Below are 24299 nucleotides of genomic sequence, written 5' to 3'. Positions count from 1 at the left end.
CCCACGTCACGTCGTCGCATGCCGTGCCGCCGAAGCGTCGTCCCGGTCCGCCCGGACGGGTAGTTTGTGGTGACCTACAGGGACTTCGGAAGGGTGGCCGTGGCTGCTGATCTGTCGCAGATCGTGAAGGCGTACGACGTGCGCGGGGTGGTCCCGGACCAGTGGGACGAGTCGCTGGCCGAGCTGTTCGGGGCGGCCTTCGCCCAGGTGACCGGTGCCGACGCCCTCGTGACCGGGCACGACATGCGGCCCTCCTCGCCCGGTCTGGCCCGCGCCTTCGCCCGGGGGGCGGCGCGCTACGGCGTGGACGTCACCGAGATCGGGCTGTGCTCGACGGACCAGCTCTACTACGCCTCGGGCGCACTGAACCTGCCGGGCGCCATGTTCACCGCCTCGCACAACCCGGCCCGGTACAACGGCATCAAGATGTGCCGCGCGGGCGCGGCCCCCGTCGGCCAGGACACCGGCCTCGCCGAGATCCGCGCCCTGGTCGAACGCTGGCGCGAGACCGGCGCCCCCGAACCGGCCGGCCGCGAGGGAACCCTCACCCGGCGCGAGACGTTGCAGGAGTACGCGGCCCATCTGCGCTCCCTGGTCGACGTGACCTCCATCCGCCCGCTGAAGGTCGTCGTCGACGCGGGCAACGGCATGGGCGGCCACACCGTGCCCACCGTCCTGGCCGGCCTGCCCGTCGACCTCGTCCCGATGTACTTCGAACTGGACGGCACCTTCCCGAACCACGAGGCCAACCCGCTGGACCCGGCCAACCTCGTCGACCTGCAGCAGCGCGTCCGCGCCGAGGGCGCCGACCTCGGCCTCGCCTTCGACGGCGACGCCGACCGCTGCTTCGTCGTCGACGAGCGCGGCGAGCCCGTCTCCCCGTCCGCGATCACCGCCCTGGTCGCCGCCCGCGAACTGGCGCGCCACGGCGGCCAGGGCGTGATCATCCACAACCTCATCACCTCCTGGTCCGTCCCGGAGGTGGTCAGGGAGAACGGCGGCACCCCCGTGCGCACCCGCGTGGGCCACTCCTTCATCAAGGCCGAGATGGCCCGCACCGGCGCGATCTTCGGCGGCGAACACTCCGCGCACTACTACTTCAAGGACTTCTGGAACGCCGACACGGGCATGCTGGCCGCCCTGCACGTCCTCGCCGCCCTCGGCGGCCAGGACGGACCGCTGTCGGCCCTGGTGGCCCAGTACGACCGCTACGTCGGCTCCGGCGAGATCAACTCCACGGTCGCCGACCAGCACGCCCGCCTCGCCGCGCTCCGGGCCGCCTACACCGGCCGCGACGACGTGCGCCTGGACGAACTCGACGGCCTGACCGTCACCGCCGCCGACTGGTGGTTCAACGTCCGCCCCTCCAACACCGAGCCGCTGCTGCGCCTGAACGCCGAGGCCCGCGACGAGGCGACGATGACGAAGATCCGCGACGAGGCGCTGGCCGTCATCCGGGCCTGACCGGCCCCGGCACCGCGCCCCCACCGGCGGTAACCTGACCAGGCACGTCCGTACGACCCCGACCCACCCTCGACGCCCCGAAGGGAAACCCCTCATGCCGCTGGAAGCCGGCCTTCTGGAGATCCTCGCCTGCCCCGCCTGCCACGCTCCCCTCAAGGAGCAGGACGACGAGCTGATCTGCACCGGCCAGGACTGCGGACTGGCCTACCCCGTCCGCGACGGCATCCCCGTCCTGCTCGTCGACGAGGCCCGCCGCCCCGCGTGAACCGGGAACCAGGTATGTCGGGGGAGTCGGCGCACGGGGGACTCGCCATGGCAGCCGCCATGACACGCCATGACAGCGCCGTGACCGCGGACGCGACGCCCCGGCCCACCCGTCCCGTCGCCCCGCACCGACCGACGACCTGACGACCTGACGTCCCGACGACCCGACGTCCGGCGCCCCGGCGCTCGGAGCCCCGATCGGAGGCTGCCGCCCATGCTCGACGAATCGCTGCTCGACGCCCCGGAGGCGCTCGCCGAGGCCGACCGCCGCGGACTGCTCCGCGGCGCCGCCGAGGCCGGTGCCCGCGTCCGCACCGCCGCCCGGCACGCCGCCGAGGCCGGTGTCGGCGAGCTGAAACCCGACGGCCGCCCCCGCGCGGTCCTGATCGCCGGTCCCGGCGCCGCCGCCACCCACGCCGCCGACCTGCTCGGCACCCTCGCCGGCGCCGGCAGCCCGGTCACCCGGCTCGCACCCACCGGCGTCGCCTCCGCCGCCGGCGCGCTGCGCTGGGAACTGCCCGGCTGGGTCGGCTCCGTCGACCTGCTGCTCATCGCCACCCCCGACGGCACGGAGCCGAGCCTGAGCCTGCTCACCGACCAGGCCTACCGGCGCGGCTGCACGGTCGTCGCCGTCGCCCCCGCCCACAGCCCCCTCGCCGACGCCGTCGAGGCCGCGCACGGCCTGTTCGTCCCCATGGCCACGGCCCCCTACGACCAGGAAGAACCCCTCGCCGGATCGGCCCCGGGCGTGCTGTGGGCGTTGCTCACCCCGCTGCTCGCGGTGCTGGACCGGGTCGGTCTGCTCACCGCCCCGCCCGACGCCCTGCAGGCCGTCGCCGACCGGCTGGACCAGGTCGCCGAGCGCTGCGGACCCGCCATCGCCACCTACAGCAACCCGGCCAAGACCCTCGCCGCCGAACTCGCCGACGCGCTGCCGATCGTCTGGACCGAGGGCACCTCGGCGGGTCCCGCGGGCCGCCGGTTCGCCGCCGGGCTCGCCGAACTCTCCGGCATCCCCGCGGTCGTGGCCGAACTGCCCGAGGCACTGGCCGCGCACAGCGCCCTGCTCGCCGGCCCGCTGGCCGCCAGCGCCGACCCGGACGACTTCTTCCGCGACCGCGTCGAGGAGCCGCCCGCCCTGCACGCGCGCGTGGTGCTGCTCCGCGACCGCCCGCTCGGCGGCCTCACCGCCGCCCCCGCCGCCCGCGACCTGGCCCTCAGCCACGACACGCCGATCAGCGAACTGGAACCGCAGCCCGGCGGCGAGATCGAGACCCTCGCGGAGCTGATCGCCACCACGGATTTCGCCGCCGTCTACCTGGCGCTCGCCTCCACCCGGTGACCTGAACCCGCACCGGACACCTCGCGACGGACACCTGCGGACACACGCGACGGACACCTGCGGACACACGCGACGGACACCTGCGGACACACGCGACGGACACGGCAGAAAGAAGCACATGGACCGCCTCGACAACACCATCCGCCCCTACGCCTGGGGCTCCACCACCGCCATCCCGCACCTGCTCGGCGTCGAGCCCAGCGGCGAGCCGCAGGCGGAGATGTGGATGGGCGCCCACCCCGGGGCGCCCTCGCGCACCGCGCGCGGCACCCTCGTCGAGGTCATCGAGACCGACCCGCGGCGCGACCTCGGCCCCGAGACGGTCGCGAAGTTCGGCCCCCGCCTGCCCTTCCTGCTCAAGATCCTCGCGGCCGGCGCCCCCCTCTCCCTCCAGGTCCACCCCGACCTGAAGCAGGCCCAGGAGGGCTACACCGACGAGGAGCGCCGCGGCGTCCCCGTCGACGCGCCGCACCGCAACTACAAGGACGCCAACCACAAGCCCGAACTGATCTGCGCGCTCACCGAGTTCGACGGCCTGTGCGGCTTCCGCGCGCCGGCCGAGGCCGCCGACCTGCTCGCCGCCCTCGACGTGGACTCCCTCAAGCCCTACGTCGACCTGCTGCGCGCCCACCCCGAGGAAGCGGCCCTGCGCGAGGTCCTCCCCGCCGTCCTCACCGCCGACCGCGAGGAGATCGCGCACACGGTCACCGAGGCCGCGGCCGCCGGCGCCCGCCTCGGCGGCGCCCCCGCCCCCTACGCCGGCATCGCCCGCCACTACCCGGGCGACCCCGGCGTCCTCGCCGCGATGTTGCTCAACCACGTCCGGCTGCAGCCCGGCGAAGCCCTCTTCCTCGGCGCCGGCATCCCGCACGCCTACCTCAGCGGCCTGGGCGTGGAGATCATGGCCAACTCCGACAACGTGCTGCGCTGCGGCCTGACCCCCAAGCACGTCGACGTGCCCGAGCTGCTGCGCGTCGTCCGCTTCGAGGCCGCCGACCCCGGCGTGCTGCGCCCCGAGGCCGGCCCGGACGGCGAGGAGGTCTACGAGACCCCCATCGACGAGTTCCGCCTCTCCCGCTACGTCCTGCCCGAAGGCGCCGCCGCGCGCGACCTCACCCTCACCACCCCGCAGATCCTGCTCTGCACGGCCGGTGCCGTGCAGGCGGGCGAGCACCGGCTCACCCCCGGGCAGTCCGTGTTCGTGCCGGCGGGCGAGAAGGCCGAGGTGTCCGGAGCGGGCACGGTCTTCCGGGCCACGGTCGTCGTGTGACCCGCTGCGGCTCTCCCCGCCCCCGGGCGGGGGACGCGCCGATCCGCACCGCCTCGACGTGCGCACCGACCTGACGTTCCGCCCCGGCGTTCCGCTCCCGCGTTCAGCACCGACCTGACGTACCTGGCGTAGCGCTGCCGGACGGTGCTGCAACAATGGCCCACCGGCAAAGCACGGGCAAAGACCGGAACTGGCACGGGGACCGCACCCGGCACGCGCGGGTGCCGGCCCCCGACGGCCCGTGCGGACACAGGACGCAGGCGAAGGGACAACGCGAACACATGAGCGCGTCAGGCGGCACCAGGGCGATCGTGGCGGCACTCGGCGCCAACCTCGCGATCGCGGCATCGAAGTTCGTTGCCTTCGCCTTCAGCGGGTCGTCCTCGATGCTCGCCGAGGGCGTGCACTCGCTCGCCGACTCCGGCAACCAGTTCCTGTTGCTGATCGGCGGCAAGAAGGCCCAGCGCGAGGCCACCCCCCAGCACCCCTTCGGCTACGGCCGCGAGCGGTACATCTACGCCTTCCTCGTCTCCATCGTCCTGTTCTCCGTCGGTGGCATGTTCGCCATCTACGAGGGCTACGAGAAGATCCGCCACCCGCACGCGCTGGAGCACTGGTACTGGCCGGTGGCCGTCCTCGTCTTCGCGGTCTGCGCCGAGGGCTTCTCCTTCCGCACGGCCATCAAGGAGTCCAACGAGCTGCGCGGCAGGCTCTCCTGGGCGGAGTTCATCCGGCGTGCCAAGGCCCCCGAGCTGCCCGTCGTCCTGCTGGAGGACTTCGGCGCGCTGATCGGCCTCGTCCTCGCCCTCTTCGGCGTGGGCCTGTCCCTGCTCACCGGCGACGGCGTCTGGGACGGCATCGGCACCGTCTGCATCGGTGTCCTGCTTGTGCTGATCGCGCTCGTCCTGGCCGTCGAGACCAAGTCGCTGCTGCTCGGCGAGGCCGCCGGCGCCGACGTGGTCCGGCAGATCGAGGCCGCCCTGGTCGACGGCGACTCCGTCCCCCGCGTCATCCACATGCGCACCCTCCACCTCGGCCCCGAGGAACTGCTGATCGCCGCCAAGATCGCCGTACGGCACGACGACACCGCCGCCGAGATCGCGACCGCCATCGACGCCGCCGAGGCCCGCATCCGCGCCGCCGTCCCCATCGCCCGCGTCATCTACCTCGAACCGGACGTCTACAGCGAGACCGAGGCCGCCAAGGGCCCGGACCCGGAGGCGACCCCGGGCGGACCGAACCCGCACCCCACCCCCGGCCACTGAGCCCGCTGCCGCCCACCGCCACGGGGCCCGCCGGCGCCGGCGCCCGGAGGGCCCCGTCCGTGTTCCCGGACACTCCGGCAGCGCCGGCAGCCGGCTCCCGCGACCGCCGAACGGCTCGATCCGAGCGGAGGCGGACTGGGGACGACCCGACGCCTCGGTGTAGCTTGGGACGAAGCCAGACGTCGCTGCTGATGGCGGTCGGGCGGTCCGAGGACGGGCCGGCCGAGGGAGAGAGGGCCTCCGACGGACTGCGCTGCGCGCACGCGGGCATGCCTGTGTCCTCTTCGGGCACCCTGTGTCCGCCGCCGCGCAGGTCAGCCGTACCCACCTCGACCCGACCCCGAGGAGCAGCTCGCATGACGACTGTCGAGAACCGACAGGACTTCAAGGTCGCCGACCTGTCCCTGGCCGAGTTCGGCCGCAAGGAGATCACCCTCGCCGAGCACGAGATGCCCGGCCTGATGGCGATCCGCAAGGAGTACGCGGAGCAGCAGCCGCTGAAGGGCGCCCGGATCACCGGCTCCCTGCACATGACCGTCCAGACGGCGGTGCTGATCGAGACGCTGGTCGCGCTCGGCGCCCGCGTGCGCTGGGCCTCCTGCAACATCTTCTCCACCCAGGACCACGCGGCCGCCGCCATCGCGGTCGGCCCGAACGGCACCCCCGAGAACCCGCAGGGCGTCCCGGTCTTCGCCTGGAAGGGCGAGAGCCTGGAGGAGTACTGGTGGTGCACGGAGCAGGCCCTGACCTGGCCCGACAGCCCCACCGGCGGCCCGAACATGATCCTGGACGACGGCGGTGACGCCACCCTGCTGGTCCACAAGGGCGTCGAGTACGAGAAGGACGGCAAGGTCCCCTCGCCCGACACCGCCGAGTCCGACGAGCACCGCGTCATCCTCCAGCTGCTGACCCGCACCCTGGGCGAGAACCCCCAGAAGTGGACCCAGCTCGCCTCGGAGATCCGCGGCGTCACCGAGGAGACCACCACCGGCGTGCACCGGCTGTACGAGATGCAGCGCGAGGGCACCCTCCTCTTCCCGGCGATCAACGTCAACGACTCCGTCACGAAGTCGAAGTTCGACAACAAGTACGGCTGCCGGCACTCCCTGGTGGACGGCATCAACCGCGCCACCGACGTCCTGATCGGCGGCAAGACCGCCGTCGTCTGCGGCTACGGCGACGTGGGCAAGGGCTGCGCGGAGTCCCTGCGCGGCCAGGGCGCCCGCGTGATCGTCACCGAGATCGACCCGATCTGCGCCCTGCAGGCGGCGATGGACGGCTACGAGGTCACCACGCTGGACGAGGTGATCGACAAGGCCGACATCTTCGTCACCGCCACCGGCAACAAGGACATCATCATGGCCTCGGACATGGCCAAGATGAAGCACCAGGCCATCGTCGGCAACATCGGCCACTTCGACAACGAGATCGACATGGCCGGCCTCGCCAAGGTCCCGGGCATCGTCAAGGACGAGATCAAGCCCCAGGTGCACACCTGGACCTTCCCGGACGGCAAGAAGATCATCGTGCTGTCCGAGGGGCGCCTGCTGAACCTGGGCAACGCCACCGGGCACCCGTCGTTCGTGATGTCCAACTCCTTCGCGAACCAGACGATCGCCCAGATCGAGCTGTTCACCAAGCCGGACGCCTACCCGACCGGCGTGTACACGCTGCCCAAGCACCTGGACGAGAAGGTCGCCCGCCTCCACCTGGACGCGCTCGGCGTGAAGCTCACCAAGCTCCGCCCCGAGCAGGCCGCCTACATCGGCGTCGACGTCGACGGCCCGTACAAGTCGGACCACTACCGCTACTGACCGGCCACCGCGTCGCACCCCGCGACGCCTCCCGGTTCTTCGAGGCAGGCCCCCGCACCCCCGTGGCGGGGGCCTGCCCCGTTCCCCGGATTTACCCGGACGGACCCGTCAGACCCCAGGAACCCCATGCCCCGCGGCCGCTATTCGCTCCACGATCCGCACGATCACACCCCCCTCGGCGAAGAACACTTCCAGTGCGCCCCCGGACCCTCCGGCTGGCGCTACGTCTCCCAGGTGACCACCCCGGCAGGCGACCACCGCGGCTCCGTCGACCTCACCCTCGATCAGCTCGGCCGCCCGCTCCGCCTCGAACTGCACGCGGGAAGCTGGCAGGTGCGTGGCGCCGCGCTCGACGGCGTCACGTGGGTCCGTACCGACCCCACCGGCCTCCATGCCACCGAAGGCAATGTGCGCGCCCACGCCTTCACCGGCACCTCCCCCGCTTTCCTCGTCGCCACCGCGCTTCTCCTGCGCCTCACCCCCTCGGCCTCCGCGACCCGCGTACGCCTCGTCACCTTCACGGAACCGGTCCTCGCCCCCCGCACTGTGGACCAGTCCTGGGCCCTGGTGAAAAGAGAAGCACACGCCACTGACAACGGCCCTCTGACCGTGGACGAATACCAGGTCACAGCCCTGGACACGGGCGAACGGCACACCGTTCACCTCGCCGGCGACGTCGTCCTGGCCGCCCCCGGCATCGAGCTGGAGCACCTCGAGTCACCGCCCTCCGCCGTCGCCCCGTGACCCGGCCCGGCCCGGCAGGAGCACGACCGGCGAGCCGAGTGAGCAGTGAGCGGGGAGCGGTAGCGGCGAACGACGGTCAAAACAGGCCACGAGCGGCGGCCGGCGGCTAGGCAGGCGGCACGAAGCCGGTGGCAGGCCGCTCGGTCCGGGAAGCGTCACCCGCCGAAGCCGGGGAACCGGCGGCCGAAGGAGCCGACGTACCGGAAACGGGAGACGCGGGGGCCTGAGAGGCGGAAACGGGAGGTGTTGGTGTGGGGGAGGCGGAAACGGAAGGCGTGCTGATCGCGGACGTCTCAGCGCCCGGAGGCGCCGAGGCCGGAACCGCCGGCGCCGCAGGTACGCCACCCGGCGCCCGCACCGCGCCACCGGCCTGCGCAGTCGGCGCGCCCGCCGGCGCACCACTGCCGAACGCCCGCCGGGCCTCACGGGCCTGCCGCTCCTGCAGCACCGCCGCCAGGTACAGGGCGGGCGGGGTCTCCGGCGGGACCGGAGCCCCGGTGCGGGCCGCGAGATCGTCGGCCAGCCGCTGGGCCATGCCCCACCCGACCTGCGGATCCAGTTGCCCCATCCGCGTCAGGTACTGCCGCACCGCCAGCCACAGCCCGTCCGGCACCGCCGACAGGTCCAGAGCGGAGAACCGCCCGGCCAGCCAGGGCGGCGGCGGAGGCGCGAAAGCGGCCTGCCCGGCCGCCACCCGCTCCCGTACGACGAGGGTCCCCGCGAAGACGTCACCCAGCCGGCGCCCCCGCGCGGACACCAGGGAGGCGATGCACGCGACGACTCCGAAGGTCATCAGGATCTCCACGACGCCGATCGCTCCGCGCACCAGTGCGTGCCGGAACCGGATCGGACCGCCGTCGTCCCTGACCACCCGCAGCCCGCACGCCAGCTTCCCCAGAGACCGCCCGTGGCTCAGCGTCTCCACCGCGATAGGACCGCCCACCAGCACGAGCAGGAATGTCGCGATCGACACCGCGACCCGTGCCGCCTCGTCCAGCGAGGCCGTTGCCACCACGAGCGCAAGGGTCACCACGACATAGGCCGCCACCGCCACGGCGAGGTCCAGCACCACGGCCAGCGCCCTGCTGGGCAGCCTCGCGGGGCGCAGTTCGAGCGCCACCGCCTCACCCGTCACCAGCTCGCTCACGCCCGCCGTCCTTCCCCTGGCCTGCCCCGAGAACGGCCAGTCTGCCAAGCTGAGGGCAGTCCCGCCGTAGTACGACAACCTGACACATCCGCCGGAGAGTCGAACAACCAGCCGAGGAGCAGGCAGACACGATGGACCCGGACGTCTTCGTCTCCGCCCACCGCGCCGAGTGGGACCGCCTCGACGACCTGCTCCGCCGCCGGCGCAGCCTGACCGGCACGGAGGCCGACGAACTCGTCACCCTCTACCAACGCGCGGCCACCCACCTCTCCCTGATCCAGTCCAGTGCCCCCGACCCCCGGCTGACCGGTCGGCTCAGCCAGCTCGTGGCCCGTGCCCGCAACGCCGTCACCGGCACCCGCCGTGCCTCATGGCGCGACGTCACCCGTTTCCTCTTGGAGGGCTTCCCGGCCGCGGTCTACCGGGCCCGCCACTGGTGGGTACCCACGGCCGTCGTCTCCACCGTCGTCGCCGCTGTCCTGGGATGGTGGATCGGCACGCATCCGGAAGTACAGGCCGCGATCGCGGCCCCCGACGAGCTACGGCAGCTCACCCGCCCCGGCGGCGAGTACGAGACCTACTACTCCAGCCATCCCGCGGCCGCGTTCGCCGCCCAGGTGTGGACGAACAACGCCCAGGCGGCCGCCATGTGCCTGGTCCTCGGCGTCTTCCTGGGCCTGCCGGTGCTGTGGATCCTGTTCGAGAACATGCTCAACCTCGGCGTGGGCATGGGGCTCATGTCCTCCGCCGGCCGGCTCGACACCTTCCTGGGACTCGTTCTCCCGCACGGCCTGCTCGAACTGACCGCGGTCTTCGTCGCCGCCGGCACCGGCATGCGCCTGGGCTGGACCCTGATCGATCCCGGCCCGCGCACCCGCCGCACGGCACTGGCCGAAGAGGGCCGGGCGGCCGTGGGCATGGCCATCGGCCTCGCCCTGGTCCTCTTCGTCTCCGGCGCCGTCGAAGGCTTCGTCACCCCGTCCCACCTGCCCACCTGGGCCCGTATCGGCATCGGAATCGCCGCCGAACTGGCGTTTCTCGCCTACGTCTACGTCCTCGGCGGCCGCGCCGTCCGTACCGGGACCACGGGCGACCTCGCCGCCGATGGGCGCAGCGCCGCCGTGCCGACCGCCGCCTGATGTGCATCCAGGCATGATCAGCTGCTAGTCTCCTCTTCGCCCCACCGGAGCCGTTGACACGGAGCGGGTGGGGAGGTAGATTTATGTAGTTGCCTGGAGGTGGGGCTGGAGCCCCGCCACAGTGACAGCGAACATCTACTCGCTTCCGAGAACATTGATTCTCGACACGAAGCCCCCGATGAATCGGAAACGAGAGCCGGTCAGACCGGCACGGAAGTTCTGATAAAGTCGGAACCGCCGGAAAGGGAAACGCGAGAGCGGGAACCTGGAAAGCACCGAGGAAATCGGATCGAGAAAAGATCTGATAGAGTCGGAAACACCGAAGGGAAGCGCCCGGAGGAAAGCCCGAGAGGGTGAGTACGAAGGAAGCGACCGTTCCTTGAGAACTCAACGACGAGGCGGACGGTCACGCGGATGGACATTGCGAAAGCCAAGGTGTCGCGGCGGTAGACCTCGGCGCAGGCCGGGCAACGGGTGATGCGGCGGTTGTTGCAGCGGACGAGGAGTTGGCCGGCTGGGTGGGTGGTGGGGGCCGTGGTCGCGGTGCTGCTGGTCAGCTCGGGCTGGGCGCGCCGCAGGTCGCGGTCGAGGTCGGCGATGCGGTGGTACGCCTGCTCGGTGGCGGCGCGTCCGCCGTATGTGACGTCGTCGAAGTCCCGGGCGGCGGTGCGCAGCCGGTCGGCGTGCGCGGGCAGGGCGCGGCCCGCTTCGGCGGCGGCCTCGTCGGCGGTGCGGCCGGGACGTACGTCGAGCAGGGCGCGTTCCTCCAGGGAGCGCACGACGGCCCGCATGCGCTCCTGGACGGCCTGGTTCCAGTGGCCTTGGGCGGCGTGGGCCTCGGCGGCCGCGCGGTGTTCGGCGGCGGTGCGGGGGCGGTCGTCGAACAGGGCGGGTGCGGTGACGGGTTCGCGGCGGGGACTGCCCAGGCGCCACCACAGGGCGCCCAGTACGGCGAGTACGGCGACGATGACGACGACGAGGCCGGCGGTTCCGCCCGGTGTCGCGGCCGAGGCGGGGTCGAACAGCTTGCCGATCCAGTCCCAGAGGGGGGCCAGGGCGCGTCGCAGCAGGCCGGGGGCGTTCTCGTGGGACATCCGCCTGGGCAACTCGCGCCGGGCGGCCTCCCCCGCGGCATCGCGCGGGGGGGGCACCGGCGGTTCGCCACCGCCGTCCTGCCGGGCCGGCAGGGCGGTGGCGCGGGCGGCACCCAGCAGGGTCCGTACGGTGTCGTACGCCGCCGGCGGTGGCGTCGGCGGCGTGGTGAGAACTCCCCCCGGCAGGCTCACGGCATCAGCTCCCCGAGGAGGGTGCGCCGGAGCCGTAGTCCTGGATGCCGGCGGCGCGGGCCAGTTCGAGGTCGAGGGCCTCGCGGCGGATGCGCTGGTCGATGTAGAGCAGCACGGTGACCCCGGCGGTGATCGGGAACGTGATCGTGGAGCCGATCACCGATCCGATGCCGCTGACGACGAGGTACGTCCAGCCCAGGCCGCCGGTGCCGTTGAGCAGGCCGGAGACGCCGTCGCCGCTGAACGCCGCGGCGATGAGGCTGAAGGGGATGACGACGATCGCGGAGACGATGCTCGCGATGATCGCGGCCAGCAGCTGGATGCCGAAGACCCGCCACCAGGAGCCGCGGACCAGTTTGACCGAGCGGCCCATGGCCTTCTTGATGCCCTGCTTCTCCAGCATGAGCGCGGGGGAGGCCAGGGAGAAGCGGACCGTCAGCCACACGGCGACGACTGCTGCGGCCAGGGCTCCCAGGACGGCGAGCGCGGTGCCGGCGGTGGTCGCTCCGGAGAGGGCGACGAGGACGCCGGGCAGGGTGCCGACGGCGAGGATCCCCAGGCCGATGAGCAGGACCACGATGATCAGGCCGAACAGCCGGAGGACCTGCGGGCGGGCGTCCCGCCAGGCCTCGCCGACGGTGACCGCTCTGCCGAGCACCGCGCGGCTGGTGACCGTGGTGAGCAGGGCGGTGGCCAGAACGGTGCCGATCATGGACACCACGAAGACGACGCCGGAACCGATGAGGGAGTCCCCCATGGCATGCAGGACGTCGTCCGGGGTGGCGTTCGGGTCGTTGAGGGCGTCGCTGCCGGTGAGGTCGTTCAGGGCCAGCCCCTGCACCAGGACGACGATGATCTCGGTGATGACGGCGACGACCAGGGAGATGCCGAGCACGGTGCGCCAGTGGGTGCGCATCGTGGACACCGCGCCGTCGAGGATCTCGCCGACGCCGAGCGGGCGGAGCGGGATGACACCCGGCTTGGCCGCGGGCGGTGGCCCGCCCCAGCCGGCTCCCCAGCCTCCGCCCCAGGCGCCGTAGCCACCGGGACCGCCGTAGCCGCCGTACCCACCGGGACCGCCGTGGCCGCCCGGGCCGCCGTAGCCGCCGCCGGCCGGTGGCTGAGGGCCCCAGCCCGGGCCGGGAGGCGGTGGTGGCGGCGCCTGGCCGGGCGCCGGGCTGCCCGTGGGCGCGGTCCACTGGCCGGGCGGCGGCTGCTCCTTGGACCACTTCACGCCCGGGCCCTGTGGCTGCGTCCCCGGCTCGTCCGCGGGCTGCGCCGGCTGCGCGGGGTCGTGCTCGGGGCGGCCGGTGTCGTCGGCGGGGCCGGACGGCTGCCCGTCGGGCGGGGAGGATCCGGGCGAGGCCCAGCCCGGAGTGTCGTTCATCGTCGCTCCTTCACGGTGCCCGTCCGCGGTCGCGGCGGCAGGTCGGCTGCCATCGTGCCATGGGGTGGTCTTCGACGGACCGGCCGCGGTGGGGGCTGTGCCACTTCAATTGTCAGGGGGATACGGGGAAGACTGACGGCATGGCTGATCAGTACGCGCAGACCCGTCAGGACAACCGGCCGGCGGGTACGCCGGTCATCCGCTGGGAGGAGCCGCCCGAGGGCCCCGTCCTGGTCCTTCTCGACCAGACCCGGCTGCCCGCCGAGGAGGTGGAGCTGGTGTGCACGGACGCGCCCGCGCTGGTGGAGGCGATCCAGTCGCTGGCGGTGCGCGGCGCGCCGCTGCTGGGGATCGCCGGGGCGTACGGCGTCGCGCTCGCCGCCGCCCGCGGGTTCGACGTGGACGACGCCGCGCGGGCGCTGGAGAACGCCCGGCCCACCGCGGTCAACCTCTCCGTCGGCGTGCGCCGGGCGCTGTCCGCCTACCAGGCCGCGCTCGCCAAGACCGGCGATCCCCGGCAGGCGGCCCCGGCCGCGCTGGCTGCGGCGCGGCAGCTGCACCAGGAGGATGCCCGGGCCAGTGCCCGGATGGCCGAGCACGGGCTGGCGCTGCTGGACGAGCTGCAGCCCGGCGGCGGGCACCGGATCCTCACCCACTGCAACACCGGATCGCTGGTGTCGGGCGGGGAGGGCACCGCGTTCGCGGTGGCGCTCGCGGCACACCGCGCGGGCCGGCTGCGCCGGCTGTGGGTGGACGAGACGCGGCCGCTGCTGCAGGGTGCGCGGCTGACGGCGTACGAGGCGGCGCGCAACGACCTGGCGTACACGGTGCTCACCGACAACGCGGCCGGTTCGCTGTTCGCGGCGGGTGAGGTGGACGCGGTGCTGATCGGCGCGGACCGCATCGCGGCCGACGGCTCGGTGGCGAACAAGGTGGGCAGCTATCCGCTCGCGGTGCTGGCGCGCTACCACCATGTGCCGTTCATCGTGGTGGCCCCGGTGACGACGGTGGACCCGGACACCCCGGACGGGGCGTCCATCGAGGTCGAGCAGCGTCCCGGCTACGAGGTCACCGAGATCATGGCTCCGCAGGCGCCGGTGACGGGGGCGGGCGGGGGTCTGCCGGTCGCGCCGCTCGGCACGCAGGCCTACAACCCGGCCTTCGACGTGACCCCGCCGGAGCTGGTCACCGCGATCGTCACCGAGGAGGGCGCGGTCTCCCCGGTGACCGCCGAGGGGCTGGCCGAGCTGTGCGCCCGCTCGCGCCGGTCGACGGTGGGTCAGCGGCCGTAACCGCTGCGTGGTCCCGGAAGGGCGGTCGGCGTCCCGTTCTCGGGCCGAGGCAGACAGTGACGACTGCCTACGACTATCGTCACAGGCCAGTGACCTGCCTCACCAGCACCCCTGAGACCGTTACGAGAATGGGATGATGTCGTTTATGAAGGGACGAGTCCTTGTCGTCGACGACGACACCGCACTGGCCGAGATGCTCGGGATCGTGCTGCGTGGTGAGGGTTTCGAGCCGTCTTTCGTAGCCGACGGCGACAAGGCGCTGGCCGCTTTCCGTGAGACCAAGCCCGATCTGGTGCTGCTGGACCTGATGCTGCCCGGCCGGGACGGCATCGAGGTGTGCCGGCTGATCCGGGCGGAGTCCGGGGTGCCGATCGTGATGCTGACGGCCAAGAGCGACACCGTGGATGTCGTCGTCGGCCTGGAGTCCGGCGCCGACGACTACATCGTCAAGCCGTTCAAGCCCAAGGAGCTGGTGGCCCGGATCCGGGCGCGGCTGCGCAGGTCGGAGGAGCCGGCGCCGGAGCAGCTGGCCATCGGCGACCTCGTCATCGACGTGGCCGGTCACTCGGTGAAGCGGGACGGGCAGTCCATCGCGCTGACCCCGCTGGAGTTCGACCTGCTGGTGGCGCTGGCCCGCAAGCCGTGGCAGGTGTTCACGCGCGAGGTGCTGCTGGAGCAGGTGTGGGGCTACCGGCACGCGGCCGACACGCGGCTGGTGAACGTGCACGTCCAGCGGCTGCGCTCGAAGGTGGAGAAGGACCCGGAGAAGCCCGAGATCGTGGTGACCGTCCGTGGTGTCGGTTACAAGGCCGGGCCGAGCTGACATGTCCGGGGACAGTGCCGCTTCGGCGCCCGGACGCACCGGGGCCCGCGCCGGGCGGCCTGTCGGCCGGAACAGCGCGGGCTCCTTCTGGGCGCGCCTGCTGGAGGGCGGGCTGCTGCACGGTGGTGTGCAGGGCAGCCCGGTCCTGCGGCTGCTGCTGCGCTGGGTGCGCCGGCCGCTGCTGCCGGTGATGCGGCTGTGGCGGCGCAACATCCAGCTCAAGGTGGTCGTCACCACGCTGCTGATGTCGCTGGGCGTGGTGCTGCTGCTGGGCTTCGTCGTCATCGGCCAGGTCCGCAACGGGCTGCTCGAGGCCAAGGTGAAGGCGTCCCAGAGCCAGGCCACCGGCGGGTTCGCGGTGGCCAAGCAGAAGGCCGACGAGGCGGCGGCCGGCACCTCCGACGACGGCACCGGCTCCGACGGCCACTCCTCGCAGAACGTCATCTCCTGGATGAGCGAGCTGGTGCTGTCGCTCTCCAGCGGTGGCCAGGGCGCCTTCGACGTGGTCACGCTGCCCGCGGGCGACGAGAGCGGCGGCGGGCGCGGCCCGCGCGCCTCCGGCCAGGTGGACCCCACCGCGAGCGTCCCCGGCGACCTGCGCTCCCGGATCAACAGCAGCACGACCGCCGCGCAGAGCTACACCCGCATCATCTACAAGGACACCGACAAGAAGCCGGAGCCCGCGCTCGTCATCGGCAAGCGGGTCGACGACCCCAACGGTGACCCGTACGAGCTGTACTACCTCTTTCCGCTGACGCAGGAGGAGAAGTCGCTCAGCCTGGTCAAGGGCACCCTGGCGACGGCCGGTCTGTTCGTCGTCGTGCTGCTCGGGGCGATCGCCTGGCTGGTGGTGCGGCAGGTGGTCACGCCGGTGCGGATGGCCGCCGGGATCGCCGAGCGGCTGTCGGCCGGGCGGCTGCAGGAGCGGATGAAGGTCACCGGCGAGGACGACATCGCGCGCCTGGGCGAGGCCTTCAACAAGATGGCGCAGAACCTGCAGCTGAAGATCAACCAGCTGGAGGACCTGTCGCGGATGCAGCGCCGGTTCGTCTCCGACGTCTCGCACGAGCTGCGCACACCGCTGACGACCGTGCGGATGGCGGCCGACGTCATCCACGAGGCGCGCGAGGACTTCGACCCGGTCACGGCGCGCTCGGCGGAACTGCTCGCCGACCAGCTCGACCGGTTCGAGTCGCTGCTGGCGGACCTGCTGGAGATCAGCCGCTTCGACGCCGGCGCGGCGGCGCTGGAGGCCGAGCCGGTCGACCTGCGCGAGGTCGTGCGGCGCGTGGTCAGCGGCGCGGAACCGCTCGCGGAGCGCAAGGGCACGGTGATACGGGTCGTCGGCGACCAGCAGCCCGTGGTCGCCGAGGCCGACGCGCGCCGGGTGGAGCGCATCCTGCGCAACCTCGTCGTCAACGCCGTCGAACACGGCGAGGGCCGTGACGTCGTCGTCCGGCTCGCCGCGGCCGGCGGTGCGGTCGCGGTCGCGGTGCGCGACTACGGCGTGGGGCTCAAGCCGGGAGAGGCCACCCGCGTCTTCAGCCGGTTCTGGCGGGCCGACCCGGCCCGCGCGCGGACCACCGGCGGCACGGGGCTGGGGCTGTCGATCGCCCTGGAGGACGCCCGGCTGCACGGTGGCTGGCTGCAGGCGTGGGGCGAGCCGGGCGGCGGCTCCCAGTTCCGGCTGACGCTGCCGCGGACCGCCGACGAGCCGCTGCGGGGCTCGCCGATACCCCTGGAGCCCAAGGACTCTCGGCGCAACCGGGGACTGGACGGCGCCGGCCTGCCCGGCGGCGACGGCAAGCGGGCCACCGTCCCGGCACAGGCGACCGGCGAGCGGAGCGCGATGCCGGTCCGGGACCCGAGGGCGAACCGGACGGCCGCGGCGGTACCGGCGGCCGACCCGACGGCGCTGCCGGGCAGCGGCGCACGCGTGGTGCCCCGGCCCGCCTCGGGCGCCCGCCCGCAGCCGGCCGCACCCGCCTCCGCGGCACGGCCGGCGACGACGGAACGGACCACGCGCCCCACGGCCCCGGAGGGAGCCGGGCCGCGGGACGCGACGCAGGAAGGGGAGGCATTCGGTGGGCGCTGACCGCGCGGGGGGCGCGCGGCGGCGACCGATGCGCGCGCTGGCGTACGCCGGTGTGGGGGCGGTGCTGCTGACGGGGTGCGCCTCGATGCCCGACAGCGGGGACCTGCGCAACGTGGAGTCCACACCGCGCCAGGACGCCGAGGTCCGCGTGTTCGCGACGCCACCGCGGGACGACGCGCCGCCGTCGGAGATCGTGCAGGGCTTCCTGGAGGCGCTGACCAGCGACGATCCGCAGTACGCGACGGCGCGCCAGTATCTGACCGGCGCGGCCGCGCGGCGGTGGGCGCCGGAGCGGTCCACGACCGTGCTCTCCGGCGGGCCGGACATCCGGGTCGACCGTACGACGGGGCAGGAGGACGCCGACGCGTACGCGTTCACGCTGACCGGCACCACGGTGGCACAGGTGGACCACGAGCAGTCGTACACGCCCCTGCACGGCCGCTACAACCAGCCGGTGCACCTGACCCGGAACAGGAAGACGGGGCAGTGGCGCATCGACAGGCTGCCGCAGGGCGTCGTCATGGGGCAGTCGGACTTCCAGCGCAACTACGTGTCCGTCGACAAGTACTACTTCGCCTCCAACACCGGCGAGGAGACGGGATCGGTGGGTCCCGTCACGGCCGTCGCCGACCCCGTGTACGTGCGGCGGCGGGTGGACGCGATGACGCAGATGGTGCGTTCGCTGCTGGCCGGTCCCACGCACTGGCTCGGCCCGGTGGTCAGGTCGAGCTTCCCGACGGGCACGGCGCTGCGCAAGGGCGTGACCGCGCTGACCCCCGACGACCAGAACCGGCTCACGGTGCCGCTGAACGGCAACGCCTCCCGGGTCGGGCAGCGCCAGTGCCGGCAGATGGCGACCCAGCTGCTGTTCACGCTGCAGAACCTGACGCCCACCGTGGACACGGTCACCCTGGAGCGGCCCGACGGCAGCACGCTGTGCACGCTCGGCGAGGACCGCGCCGAGACCCTGGCCACCCGCGGCTCGCTGAAACAACCGGAATACCTGTACTTCCTCGACGACAAGCAGCGGCTGGTCCGGCTCGCCGCCGGCACCACCGGCACCTACCCGGACCCGGTGCCGGGCCCGCTGGGCGAGGGACTGCAGCGGCTCACCTCGGCGGCCGTCTCCTGGGACGAGCGCACCGCGGCCGGGGTGAGCGCCGACAAGGCGGCGCTGTTCGTCGCCCCGCTGGCGTCGGGCAGCACGCTCGGGGCGCCGGTGGTGCGCAGCCGGGGCAAGACCAAGAACGACCGGCTCACCCCGCCCAGCTGGGACGCGCGCGGTGATCTGTGGGTGGCCGACCGCGACCCGGCACGGCCGCGGCTGATGGTGCTGGAACACGGCTCGGGCGAGCCGGTCGAGGTGCGGGTGCCCGGGCTGGACGGGCGCATCGACGCGGTGCGGGTGGCCGCCGACGGGGTGCGCATCGCGCTCGTCGTCGAGCACAAGGACGCCACGAAGTCCCTGCTCATCGGGCGGATCGAACGGGACGGCGAGAGCGGGGTCCGGCCGGTGGTGTCGGTGCTCGAACTGCGCTCCGCGGCGCCCGAACTGGAGGACGTCACCGCGATGTCGTGGGCGGGCGACAGCCGGCTCGTGGTGGCCGGGCGCGAACAGGGCGGCGTGCAGACGATGCGGTACGTCCAGGTCGACGGCTCCACACCGGAGGGCCCGGCGCCCGCCGCGCTGACGGGAGTGAAGTCGATCGCCGCGACCGCCGACGGCCGGCTGCCGCTGGTGGCGTACTCGGAGGACGGCATCGTGCGGCTGCCGGCCGGGGCGCAGTGGCAGAAGGTGGTCAAGGACGGCTCGGCTCCGGTGTATCCCGGCTGAGACGGCCCGGCGCCCCGGACGATCTCCCTGGTCATCAGGGGGCACCTGCGGTGCGTGCACCCGTGTGAGGGAACGCCGTGCGGGCGTCCACGAGGTTGTCCACAGGCGGCGGCCGCCCGTTGTCCACAGCGGTGGCCGGGGTGGCGCCGGGTTGGGACAGTGGAGCCATGCGCGGGTGGTGGCAGGACCTGACCGACCTGGTGCTGCCGGCCGAGTGCTCCGGCTGCGGCAAGCCGCGCACGGTGCTGTGTCCCCGGTGCCGTGCCGCGCTCGGTGGTGCGGTGCCGCGCCGGGTACGGCCGGTGCCCGAACCACCGGGGCTGCCGGCCGTGCACGCGGCGGCCGTGTACGCGGACGAGGTGCGGGCGACCCTGCTCGCCCACAAGGAACGGGGCCGGCTGGTCCTCGCCGCTCCGCTGGGCGCCGCCCTGGCGGGCGCGGTGCGGGCCGGACTGCGGGAGGCGGCGACGGGTGCGCGGCCGGGTGCGGTGAGCGTGCCGGTGGAGTGCGGCCGGTCGGTGGTGGCCGGGACCGGCGCGGCCCGGGGCGGTGCGCCGGTGCTGCTGGTGCCCGTGCCCTCGGCCCGGGCGGCCGTACGGGCCCGTGGGCATGATCCGGCGCGGCGGATCGCGCTGGCGGCGGCGGGCGAGCTGCGCCGCAGCGGCATCGCGGCCCGGGTACTGGCCGTCCTGCGGCAGCGGCGTGCCGTGTCCGACCAGGCACGGCTGGACTCCCGGCAGCGCCTGGACAACCTCGCCGGGGCGCTCGGGACGGTGCCGGGAGGTGCCCGGCTGCTGCTGACCGGGCCGGTCGTGCTGGTCGACGACCTGATGACCACGGGCGCCTCGTTGCGCGAGGCGGCACGGGCGGTGAAGTCGGCCGTGTACGCGGCGCGGGTCCGGGAAGAGATGGGGGAACACAGAGCGGGAGGGCCGCGGAAGGAGGGGAACCCGGTGTATCGCGCAGCGGAATTCGTGGGCGCGGACGACGCGGGTGATGTCATCTGCGCGGCCGTCGTCGCGGCCTCGCCGGATTCCTTCGTCATAAACAGGAACTGACAGAAAACGCGCGTCGTTGCAGGTAATACGAGCACCAATTCACCTGAACGGAGGTACCTCAGGGTAGAGGGTGACGCCATCCGCCCGCGCGAGATATGTTCAGTTGTGAGGGAAAGGCGCCCGTCGGGCGCCGGTCTTCCCCTCATATCGGAATGCCGCGCCGCGGGTTTGTGATTTTTTCCGCGACCCGTGCGGGCAGGGTGTGGATCCCGCCCACGGGGGAGGAGGTGGACGTCACCGAGTCCGAGGTTCCGGACCCGACCGGGACCAGGTGCAAAGGGAGTTGCTCCGCCGTCGAAGCGGAGCGTTCCGGGAACGGAGTTCTGCGTGGACATCGTCGTCAAGGGCCGCAAGACCGAGGTGCCCGAGCGGTTCCGCAAGCACGTGGCCGAGAAGCTGAACCTGGAGAAGATCCAGAGGCTCGATGCCAAGGTGATCAGCCTCGACGTCGAGGTGTCCAAGGAGCCCAACCCCCGACAGGCCGACCGCTGTGACCGAGTGGAGATCACGCTCCGCTCCCGCGGTCCGGTGATCCGGGCGGAGGCAGCCGCCAGCGATCCGTACGCGGCGCTCGACCTGGCGGCGGAGAAGCTGGGTGCCCGGCTGCGCAAGCAGCACGACAAGCGTTTCTCCCGCCGTGGCGCACGGCGGGTCTCGGCGGCCGAGGTCCCCGACCACGTCCCGGGCGTGGCGACACTGAACGGCACCGGCGCGACCGCGACGGAAGAGGGGGCGGATCAGGTCCCCACCAAGAAGGTCGGGTCGCTCGAGGTGCAGGGGGAGGGACCGCTCGTCGTCCGCGAGAAGACCCACGTCGCCGCTCCGATGACCCTCGACCAGGCCCTGTACGAGATGGAGCTGGTCGGACACGACTTCTATCTGTTCGTCGACTCCGAGACCAAGGAACCCAGCGTCGTCTACCGGAGGCACGCCTACGACTACGGCGTGATCCACCTCAGGACGGACACGATGATCACCCAGGAGCACTCTCCCGAGGCGGGCGGCACGCTCGGCGGCTGACCCACCCGGCCGACCACGAGCCGGTGCCCCTGGAGCGCGTGTGCGCCCCCAGGGGCATCGGCGTGCGACTCCCACGCGCCCCCCGCGCGCACCTCTTGGTCACCGCAGTGTCGGCCGGACATGGAATCATGGCCGCAACGGCTCAACGGACAGGCCGTTGCCTTGGGTTGGCCACGGTGCCGCACGCCGGGCCAGAGCCTCAGGGGGAGGAAGCAGCGATGACGGACAGCTTCGGACCGATGCGGGACGAGGATGCCGACGGCGATGTCGCCGGCATGGGCCCGGACACGGGCACGTCCCGCAAGGAGCCGATCAGAGTCCTTGTCGTGGACGACCACGCCCTCTTCCGTCGCGGCCTGGAGATCGTGCTCGCCGCCGAGGAGGACATCCAGGTCGTCGGGGAGGCGGGCGACGGCGCCGAAGCCGTCGACAAGGCCGCCGACCTGCTGCCCGACATCGTTCTGATGGACGTACGGATGCCCAGGCGGGGCGGCATCGAGGCCTGTACCTCCATCAAGGAGGTCGCCCCCAGCGCCAAGATCATCATGCTGACGATCAGCGACGAGGAAGCCGACCTCTACGACGCGATCAAGGCCGGGGCGACCGGCTACCTGCTGAAGGAGATCTCCACCGACGAGGTGGCCACCGCCATCCGCGCGGTGGCCGACGGCCAGTCGCAGATCAGCCCCTCCATGGCGTCGAAGCTGCTCACCGAGTTCAAGTCGATGATCCAGCGCACCGACGAGCGTCGGCTGGTCCCCGCGCCCCGGCTGACCGACCGGGAGCTGGAGGTCCTCAAGCTGGTGGCCACCGGGATGAACAACCGGGACATCGCCAAGGAGCTGTTCATCTCGGAGAACACCGTGAAGAACCACGTGCGCAACATCCTGGAGAAGCTCCAGCTGCACTCCAGGATGGAGGCGGTGGTCTACGCGATGCGGGAGAAGATCCTGGAGATCAGGTAGACCCCGGCGATTCGATCGATCCAGCGGATCCAGTAGATCCAGTAGATCCAGTAGATCCGGTAGGTCCGGTAGGCCGCCGGGTCTTCCGCCCGGGCGGGAGGACCCCGGCCCGGGCGCGGGACGGCGCCGGCTCAGTGGTCAGGCCAGGATGCGGGCCAGCTCCTGCGTGAGCGGTGCGTGCAGTTCGGGAGCGTCCACCCGCTCGACACGGACGTCCGTGCAGTCCACCCAGCTCGCCGCCTCGACCAGGGCCTGCGCCACCGCCGGTACGGCCCTGGCCCCGTCCAGAGTGATCTGCTTGGCGACCAGGGTCCGGCCCTCGCGGGCCGGGTCCACCCGTCCGACCAGCCGGCCCCCGGCGAGCACCGGCATCGCGAAGTAGCCGTGCACCCGCTTGTGCCTGGGCACATAGGCCTCCAGCCGGTGGGTGAAGCCGAAGATCCGCTCGGTGCGCGCCCGCTCCCAGATCAGGGAGTCGAACGGGGACAGCAGCGTGGTGCGGTGCCGGCCGCGCGGCGGCGTGGCCAGCGCCTCCGGATCCGCCCAGGCCGGCTTGGACCAGCCCTCGACCCGGACCGGCACCAGACCCGAGTCCGCCAGCACCGCGTCGACCTGCTCGCCCTTGAGCCGGTGGTAGTCGGCGATGTCCGCACGGGTGCCCACGCCCAGGGACCGCCCGGCCAGCCGGACCAGGCGGCGCAGGCACTCGGTGTCGTCCAGCTCGTCGTGCAGCAGCTCCTGCGGGACGGCGCGCTCGGCCAGGTCGTAGACCCGTTTCCAGCCGCGCCGCTGGACACAGACCACCTCGCCGTACATCAGGGCGCGCTCGACGGCGACCTTCGCGCCGGACCAGTCCCACCACTCGCTCGTCCGCTTCGCCCCGCCCAGCTCCGTGGCCGTCAGGGGGCCTTCGGTGCGCAGCTGCTTGATGACCTGCTCGTAGGCGCCGCCGGGCAGCTCGTGGTTCCAGTGCGGGCGGTTGCGGTAGGCGCGGCGGCGGAAGGCGAAGTGGGGCCACTCCTCGATGGGCAGGATGCAGGCGGCGTGCGACCAGTACTCGAAGGCGTGCGGGCGCACCGGAGCGGCGCCGCCCACGGTGGCGGTCCAGTAGGCGTCGTGGACGGCCTTGCGGCCGACCGCACCCAGCCGGGCGTAGGGGATCAGCTCGTGGGAGCGGGCGAGGACGGAGATGGTGTCGAGCTGGACCGCACCGAGGCTGCGCAGGACACCGCGGACGCCGGCCCGCCGGTCGGGGGCACCGAGCAGGCCCTGGGCGCGCAGGACGATCCGGCGGGCTTCGTCGGCCGAGAGGTCGAGGGTGGGACGCGGGAGCGTGGTCATGCCTGAGCACGATAGGAGCCGGCACTGACAACGGCAGCTGAACTGCGATGTTCGCCGGTGGCCCGCGGACGGCTGCGGTCAGGACCCGGGGCGCGGTCAGGCCCGGGACACGGGTCAGGCCCGGGGGGCACGGTCAGCGCTGGGCCACGATCAGGCCCGGGCGGGTGCCGGCAGGTACGGGGCCGTCGACGGCAGGCCCAGGTCCGAGGGCAGCAGCGAGCCCACCCAGCAGTCCCGGCGCACCCCCTGGTTGTCGAGCGCGCAGCGCAGGACGCCCTCGACGGTGAAACCGGCCCGTTCGGCCACCGCGCGGGAGGCCGTGTTGCCGACCTCGGCGCGCCACTCCAGGCGGTCGACGGCGAGGCGGGTGAAGGACCAGCGGGCCGCGGCGCGCGCGGCCTCGGTGATGTAGCCGCGGCCGCGGTGCTCCTTCGCGCACCAGTAGCCGATCTCCGCCGTGCCGGTGGAGCGCAGGTGGATGCCGAGCATGCCCACCAGGTCCCCGTCCGGTGCGCCGAGGAAGAGGCCGAAGGCGTACATCGAGCCGTCGGCCCAGCCGTAGGGGACCGTCTGCTCGCAGAAGACCCGCGCGTGCTCGTGCAGGTAGGGGGAGGGCAGCGTGGTCCAGCGCTGGATGTCCGGATCCTGCGCGGCGGCGTACACCGCGTCGGTGTCCCGCGGGCCGACGGTGCGCAGGACGAGGCGGTCGGTGGTGAGCGTGACGGGTTCCATCGGCCGATTCTGCGCGG

20 protein-coding genes are annotated in these 24299 nt (G+C 72.8%); 15 read left to right on the top strand and 5 right to left on the bottom strand.

Translation table 11 applies throughout. From position 1 onward, the window contains the following. Nucleotides 1-99: 99 nt before the first annotated feature. The 7 genes from GV126_RS14510 to GV126_RS14480 all read left to right on the top strand — a co-directional run bounded on the left by GV126_RS14510 (nt 100) and on the right by GV126_RS14480 (nt 8163). Nucleotides 100-1464 (top strand): phosphomannomutase/phosphoglucomutase, encoded by a 1365-nt coding sequence (locus GV126_RS14510; RefSeq protein ID WP_159666491.1) that lies wholly within the window; start codon nt 100-102, stop codon nt 1462-1464. 94 nt (nt 1465-1558) lie between these two features. Then, entirely contained in the window at nt 1559-1729 is a 171-nt protein-coding gene (locus GV126_RS14505) for a Trm112 family protein (RefSeq protein WP_159666488.1), read from the top strand. A gap of 213 nt (nt 1730-1942) precedes the next feature. Further along, nucleotides 1943-3070 (top strand): SIS domain-containing protein, encoded by a 1128-nt coding sequence (locus GV126_RS14500; protein ID WP_159666485.1) that lies wholly within the window; start codon nt 1943-1945, stop codon nt 3068-3070. Nucleotides 3071-3188: 118 nt separating this feature from the next. Continuing rightward, nucleotides 3189-4340, top strand: coding sequence for a mannose-6-phosphate isomerase, class I (gene manA, locus GV126_RS14495; RefSeq protein WP_159666482.1), 1152 nt, complete (start codon nt 3189-3191; stop codon nt 4338-4340). A gap of 281 nt (nt 4341-4621) precedes the next feature. Continuing rightward, nucleotides 4622-5605 carry a cation diffusion facilitator family transporter gene (locus GV126_RS14490; RefSeq protein WP_159666479.1) on the top strand — a complete coding sequence of 328 codons (984 nt, stop codon included), beginning with the start codon at nt 4622-4624 and terminating at the stop codon, nt 5603-5605. A 356-nt stretch (nt 5606-5961) separates the two neighbouring features. Further along, nucleotides 5962-7419, top strand: coding sequence for an adenosylhomocysteinase (gene ahcY, locus GV126_RS14485; protein ID WP_159666476.1), 1458 nt, complete (start codon nt 5962-5964; stop codon nt 7417-7419). Between the two features lie 126 nt (nt 7420-7545). Further along, nucleotides 7546-8163, top strand: a complete 618-nt coding sequence (locus GV126_RS14480; protein ID WP_159666473.1) for a hypothetical protein — start codon at nt 7546-7548, stop codon at nt 8161-8163. A gap of 106 nt (nt 8164-8269) precedes the next feature. Here the strand turns inward: GV126_RS14480 and GV126_RS14475 are convergent, their stop codons facing one another. Then, complete coding sequence (locus tag GV126_RS14475; RefSeq protein WP_159666470.1) at nt 8270-9310, bottom strand: RDD family protein; 1041 nt, start codon at nt 9308-9310, stop codon at nt 8270-8272. A gap of 131 nt (nt 9311-9441) precedes the next feature. Here GV126_RS14475 and GV126_RS14470 point away from each other — a divergent pair, with 131 nt between their 5' ends. Continuing rightward, complete coding sequence (locus GV126_RS14470; RefSeq protein ID WP_159666467.1) at nt 9442-10449, top strand: stage II sporulation protein M; 1008 nt, start codon at nt 9442-9444, stop codon at nt 10447-10449. Nucleotides 10450-10649: 200 nt separating this feature from the next. Here the strand turns inward: GV126_RS14470 and GV126_RS36470 are convergent, their stop codons facing one another. Both GV126_RS36470 and GV126_RS14460 read right to left on the bottom strand, forming a co-directional pair. Beyond that, a complete protein-coding gene (locus GV126_RS36470) occupies nt 10650-11735 on the bottom strand; it encodes a DUF4129 domain-containing protein (RefSeq protein WP_438947845.1) in 1086 nt (361 codons plus the stop codon). Between the two features lie 4 nt (nt 11736-11739). Next, the gene (locus GV126_RS14460; protein ID WP_159666464.1) at nt 11740-13122 is read right to left on the bottom strand and encodes a DUF7847 domain-containing protein; all 1383 of its coding nucleotides are present in this window, start codon (nt 13120-13122) and stop codon (nt 11740-11742) included. A 140-nt stretch (nt 13123-13262) separates the two neighbouring features. Between GV126_RS14460 and mtnA the strand changes: the two genes are divergently transcribed. The 7 genes from mtnA (at nt 13263) to GV126_RS14425 (ending at nt 22209) form a co-directional block, all read left to right on the top strand. Further along, on the top strand, nt 13263-14414 hold the full coding sequence (mtnA, locus tag GV126_RS14455) for an S-methyl-5-thioribose-1-phosphate isomerase (protein WP_159666461.1): 1152 nt from the start codon (nt 13263-13265) through the stop codon (nt 14412-14414). A 133-nt stretch (nt 14415-14547) separates the two neighbouring features. Beyond that, nucleotides 14548-15237, top strand: a complete 690-nt coding sequence (mtrA, locus tag GV126_RS14450; RefSeq protein WP_003975799.1) for a two-component system response regulator MtrA — start codon at nt 14548-14550, stop codon at nt 15235-15237. 1 nt (nt 15238) lies between these two features. Continuing rightward, nucleotides 15239-17332, top strand: coding sequence for an MtrAB system histidine kinase MtrB (gene mtrB / locus GV126_RS14445; protein ID WP_159666458.1), 2094 nt, complete (start codon nt 15239-15241; stop codon nt 17330-17332). Then, nucleotides 17322-19166, top strand: a complete 1845-nt coding sequence (locus GV126_RS14440; RefSeq protein WP_159666455.1) for an LpqB family beta-propeller domain-containing protein — start codon at nt 17322-17324, stop codon at nt 19164-19166. The genes mtrB and GV126_RS14440 overlap by 11 nt, the downstream gene beginning before the upstream one ends. A gap of 167 nt (nt 19167-19333) precedes the next feature. Next, a complete protein-coding gene (locus tag GV126_RS14435) occupies nt 19334-20224 on the top strand; it encodes a ComF family protein (protein ID WP_159666452.1) in 891 nt (296 codons plus the stop codon). 327 nt (nt 20225-20551) lie between these two features. Then, entirely contained in the window at nt 20552-21244 is a 693-nt protein-coding gene (gene hpf, locus GV126_RS14430) for a ribosome hibernation-promoting factor, HPF/YfiA family (protein ID WP_159666449.1), read from the top strand. 218 nt (nt 21245-21462) lie between these two features. Continuing rightward, nucleotides 21463-22209 (top strand): response regulator, encoded by a 747-nt coding sequence (locus GV126_RS14425; RefSeq protein ID WP_159666446.1) that lies wholly within the window; start codon nt 21463-21465, stop codon nt 22207-22209. Between the two features lie 138 nt (nt 22210-22347). Here the strand turns inward: GV126_RS14425 and GV126_RS14420 are convergent, their stop codons facing one another. After that, a complete protein-coding gene (locus tag GV126_RS14420) occupies nt 22348-23550 on the bottom strand; it encodes a winged helix-turn-helix domain-containing protein (protein WP_159666443.1) in 1203 nt (400 codons plus the stop codon). A 150-nt stretch (nt 23551-23700) separates the two neighbouring features. Beyond that, nucleotides 23701-24282: a GNAT family N-acetyltransferase gene (locus GV126_RS14415; protein WP_159666440.1), complete on the bottom strand. Its 582-nt coding sequence runs from the start codon at nt 24280-24282 to the stop codon at nt 23701-23703. Nucleotides 24283-24299 lie beyond the last annotated feature (17 nt).

This window comes from Streptomyces mexicanus, from assembly GCF_902506575.1.
In the GTDB taxonomy this organism is placed as follows: domain Bacteria; phylum Actinomycetota; class Actinomycetes; order Streptomycetales; family Streptomycetaceae; genus Streptomyces; species Streptomyces mexicanus.
This window is presented reverse-complemented; position numbering and strand designations above follow the sequence as displayed.

What these genes read in the sequence shown, in the direction of transcription:
- GV126_RS14420 (WP_159666443.1), bottom strand. Translation starts at nt 23,550, where the DNA reads ATGACCACGCTCCCGCGTCCCACCCTCGACCTCTCGGCCGACGAAGCC.
- mtrB (WP_159666458.1), top strand. Translation starts at nt 15,239, where the DNA reads ATGTCCGGGGACAGTGCCGCTTCGGCGCCCGGACGCACCGGGGCCCGC.
- manA (WP_159666482.1), top strand. Translation starts at nt 3,189, where the DNA reads ATGGACCGCCTCGACAACACCATCCGCCCCTACGCCTGGGGCTCCACC.
- GV126_RS14505 (WP_159666488.1), top strand. Translation starts at nt 1,559, where the DNA reads ATGCCGCTGGAAGCCGGCCTTCTGGAGATCCTCGCCTGCCCCGCCTGC.
- GV126_RS14480 (WP_159666473.1), top strand. Translation starts at nt 7,546, where the DNA reads ATGCCCCGCGGCCGCTATTCGCTCCACGATCCGCACGATCACACCCCC.
- GV126_RS14415 (WP_159666440.1), bottom strand. Translation starts at nt 24,282, where the DNA reads ATGGAACCCGTCACGCTCACCACCGACCGCCTCGTCCTGCGCACCGTC.
- GV126_RS14460 (WP_159666464.1), bottom strand. Translation starts at nt 13,122, where the DNA reads ATGAACGACACTCCGGGCTGGGCCTCGCCCGGATCCTCCCCGCCCGAC.
- mtrA (WP_003975799.1), top strand. Translation starts at nt 14,548, where the DNA reads ATGATGTCGTTTATGAAGGGACGAGTCCTTGTCGTCGACGACGACACC.
- mtnA (WP_159666461.1), top strand. Translation starts at nt 13,263, where the DNA reads ATGGCTGATCAGTACGCGCAGACCCGTCAGGACAACCGGCCGGCGGGT.
- ahcY (WP_159666476.1), top strand. Translation starts at nt 5,962, where the DNA reads ATGACGACTGTCGAGAACCGACAGGACTTCAAGGTCGCCGACCTGTCC.
- GV126_RS14425 (WP_159666446.1), top strand. Translation starts at nt 21,463, where the DNA reads ATGACGGACAGCTTCGGACCGATGCGGGACGAGGATGCCGACGGCGAT.
- GV126_RS14500 (WP_159666485.1), top strand. Translation starts at nt 1,943, where the DNA reads ATGCTCGACGAATCGCTGCTCGACGCCCCGGAGGCGCTCGCCGAGGCC.
- GV126_RS14470 (WP_159666467.1), top strand. Translation starts at nt 9,442, where the DNA reads ATGGACCCGGACGTCTTCGTCTCCGCCCACCGCGCCGAGTGGGACCGC.
- GV126_RS14490 (WP_159666479.1), top strand. Translation starts at nt 4,622, where the DNA reads ATGAGCGCGTCAGGCGGCACCAGGGCGATCGTGGCGGCACTCGGCGCC.
- GV126_RS14435 (WP_159666452.1), top strand. Translation starts at nt 19,334, where the DNA reads ATGCGCGGGTGGTGGCAGGACCTGACCGACCTGGTGCTGCCGGCCGAG.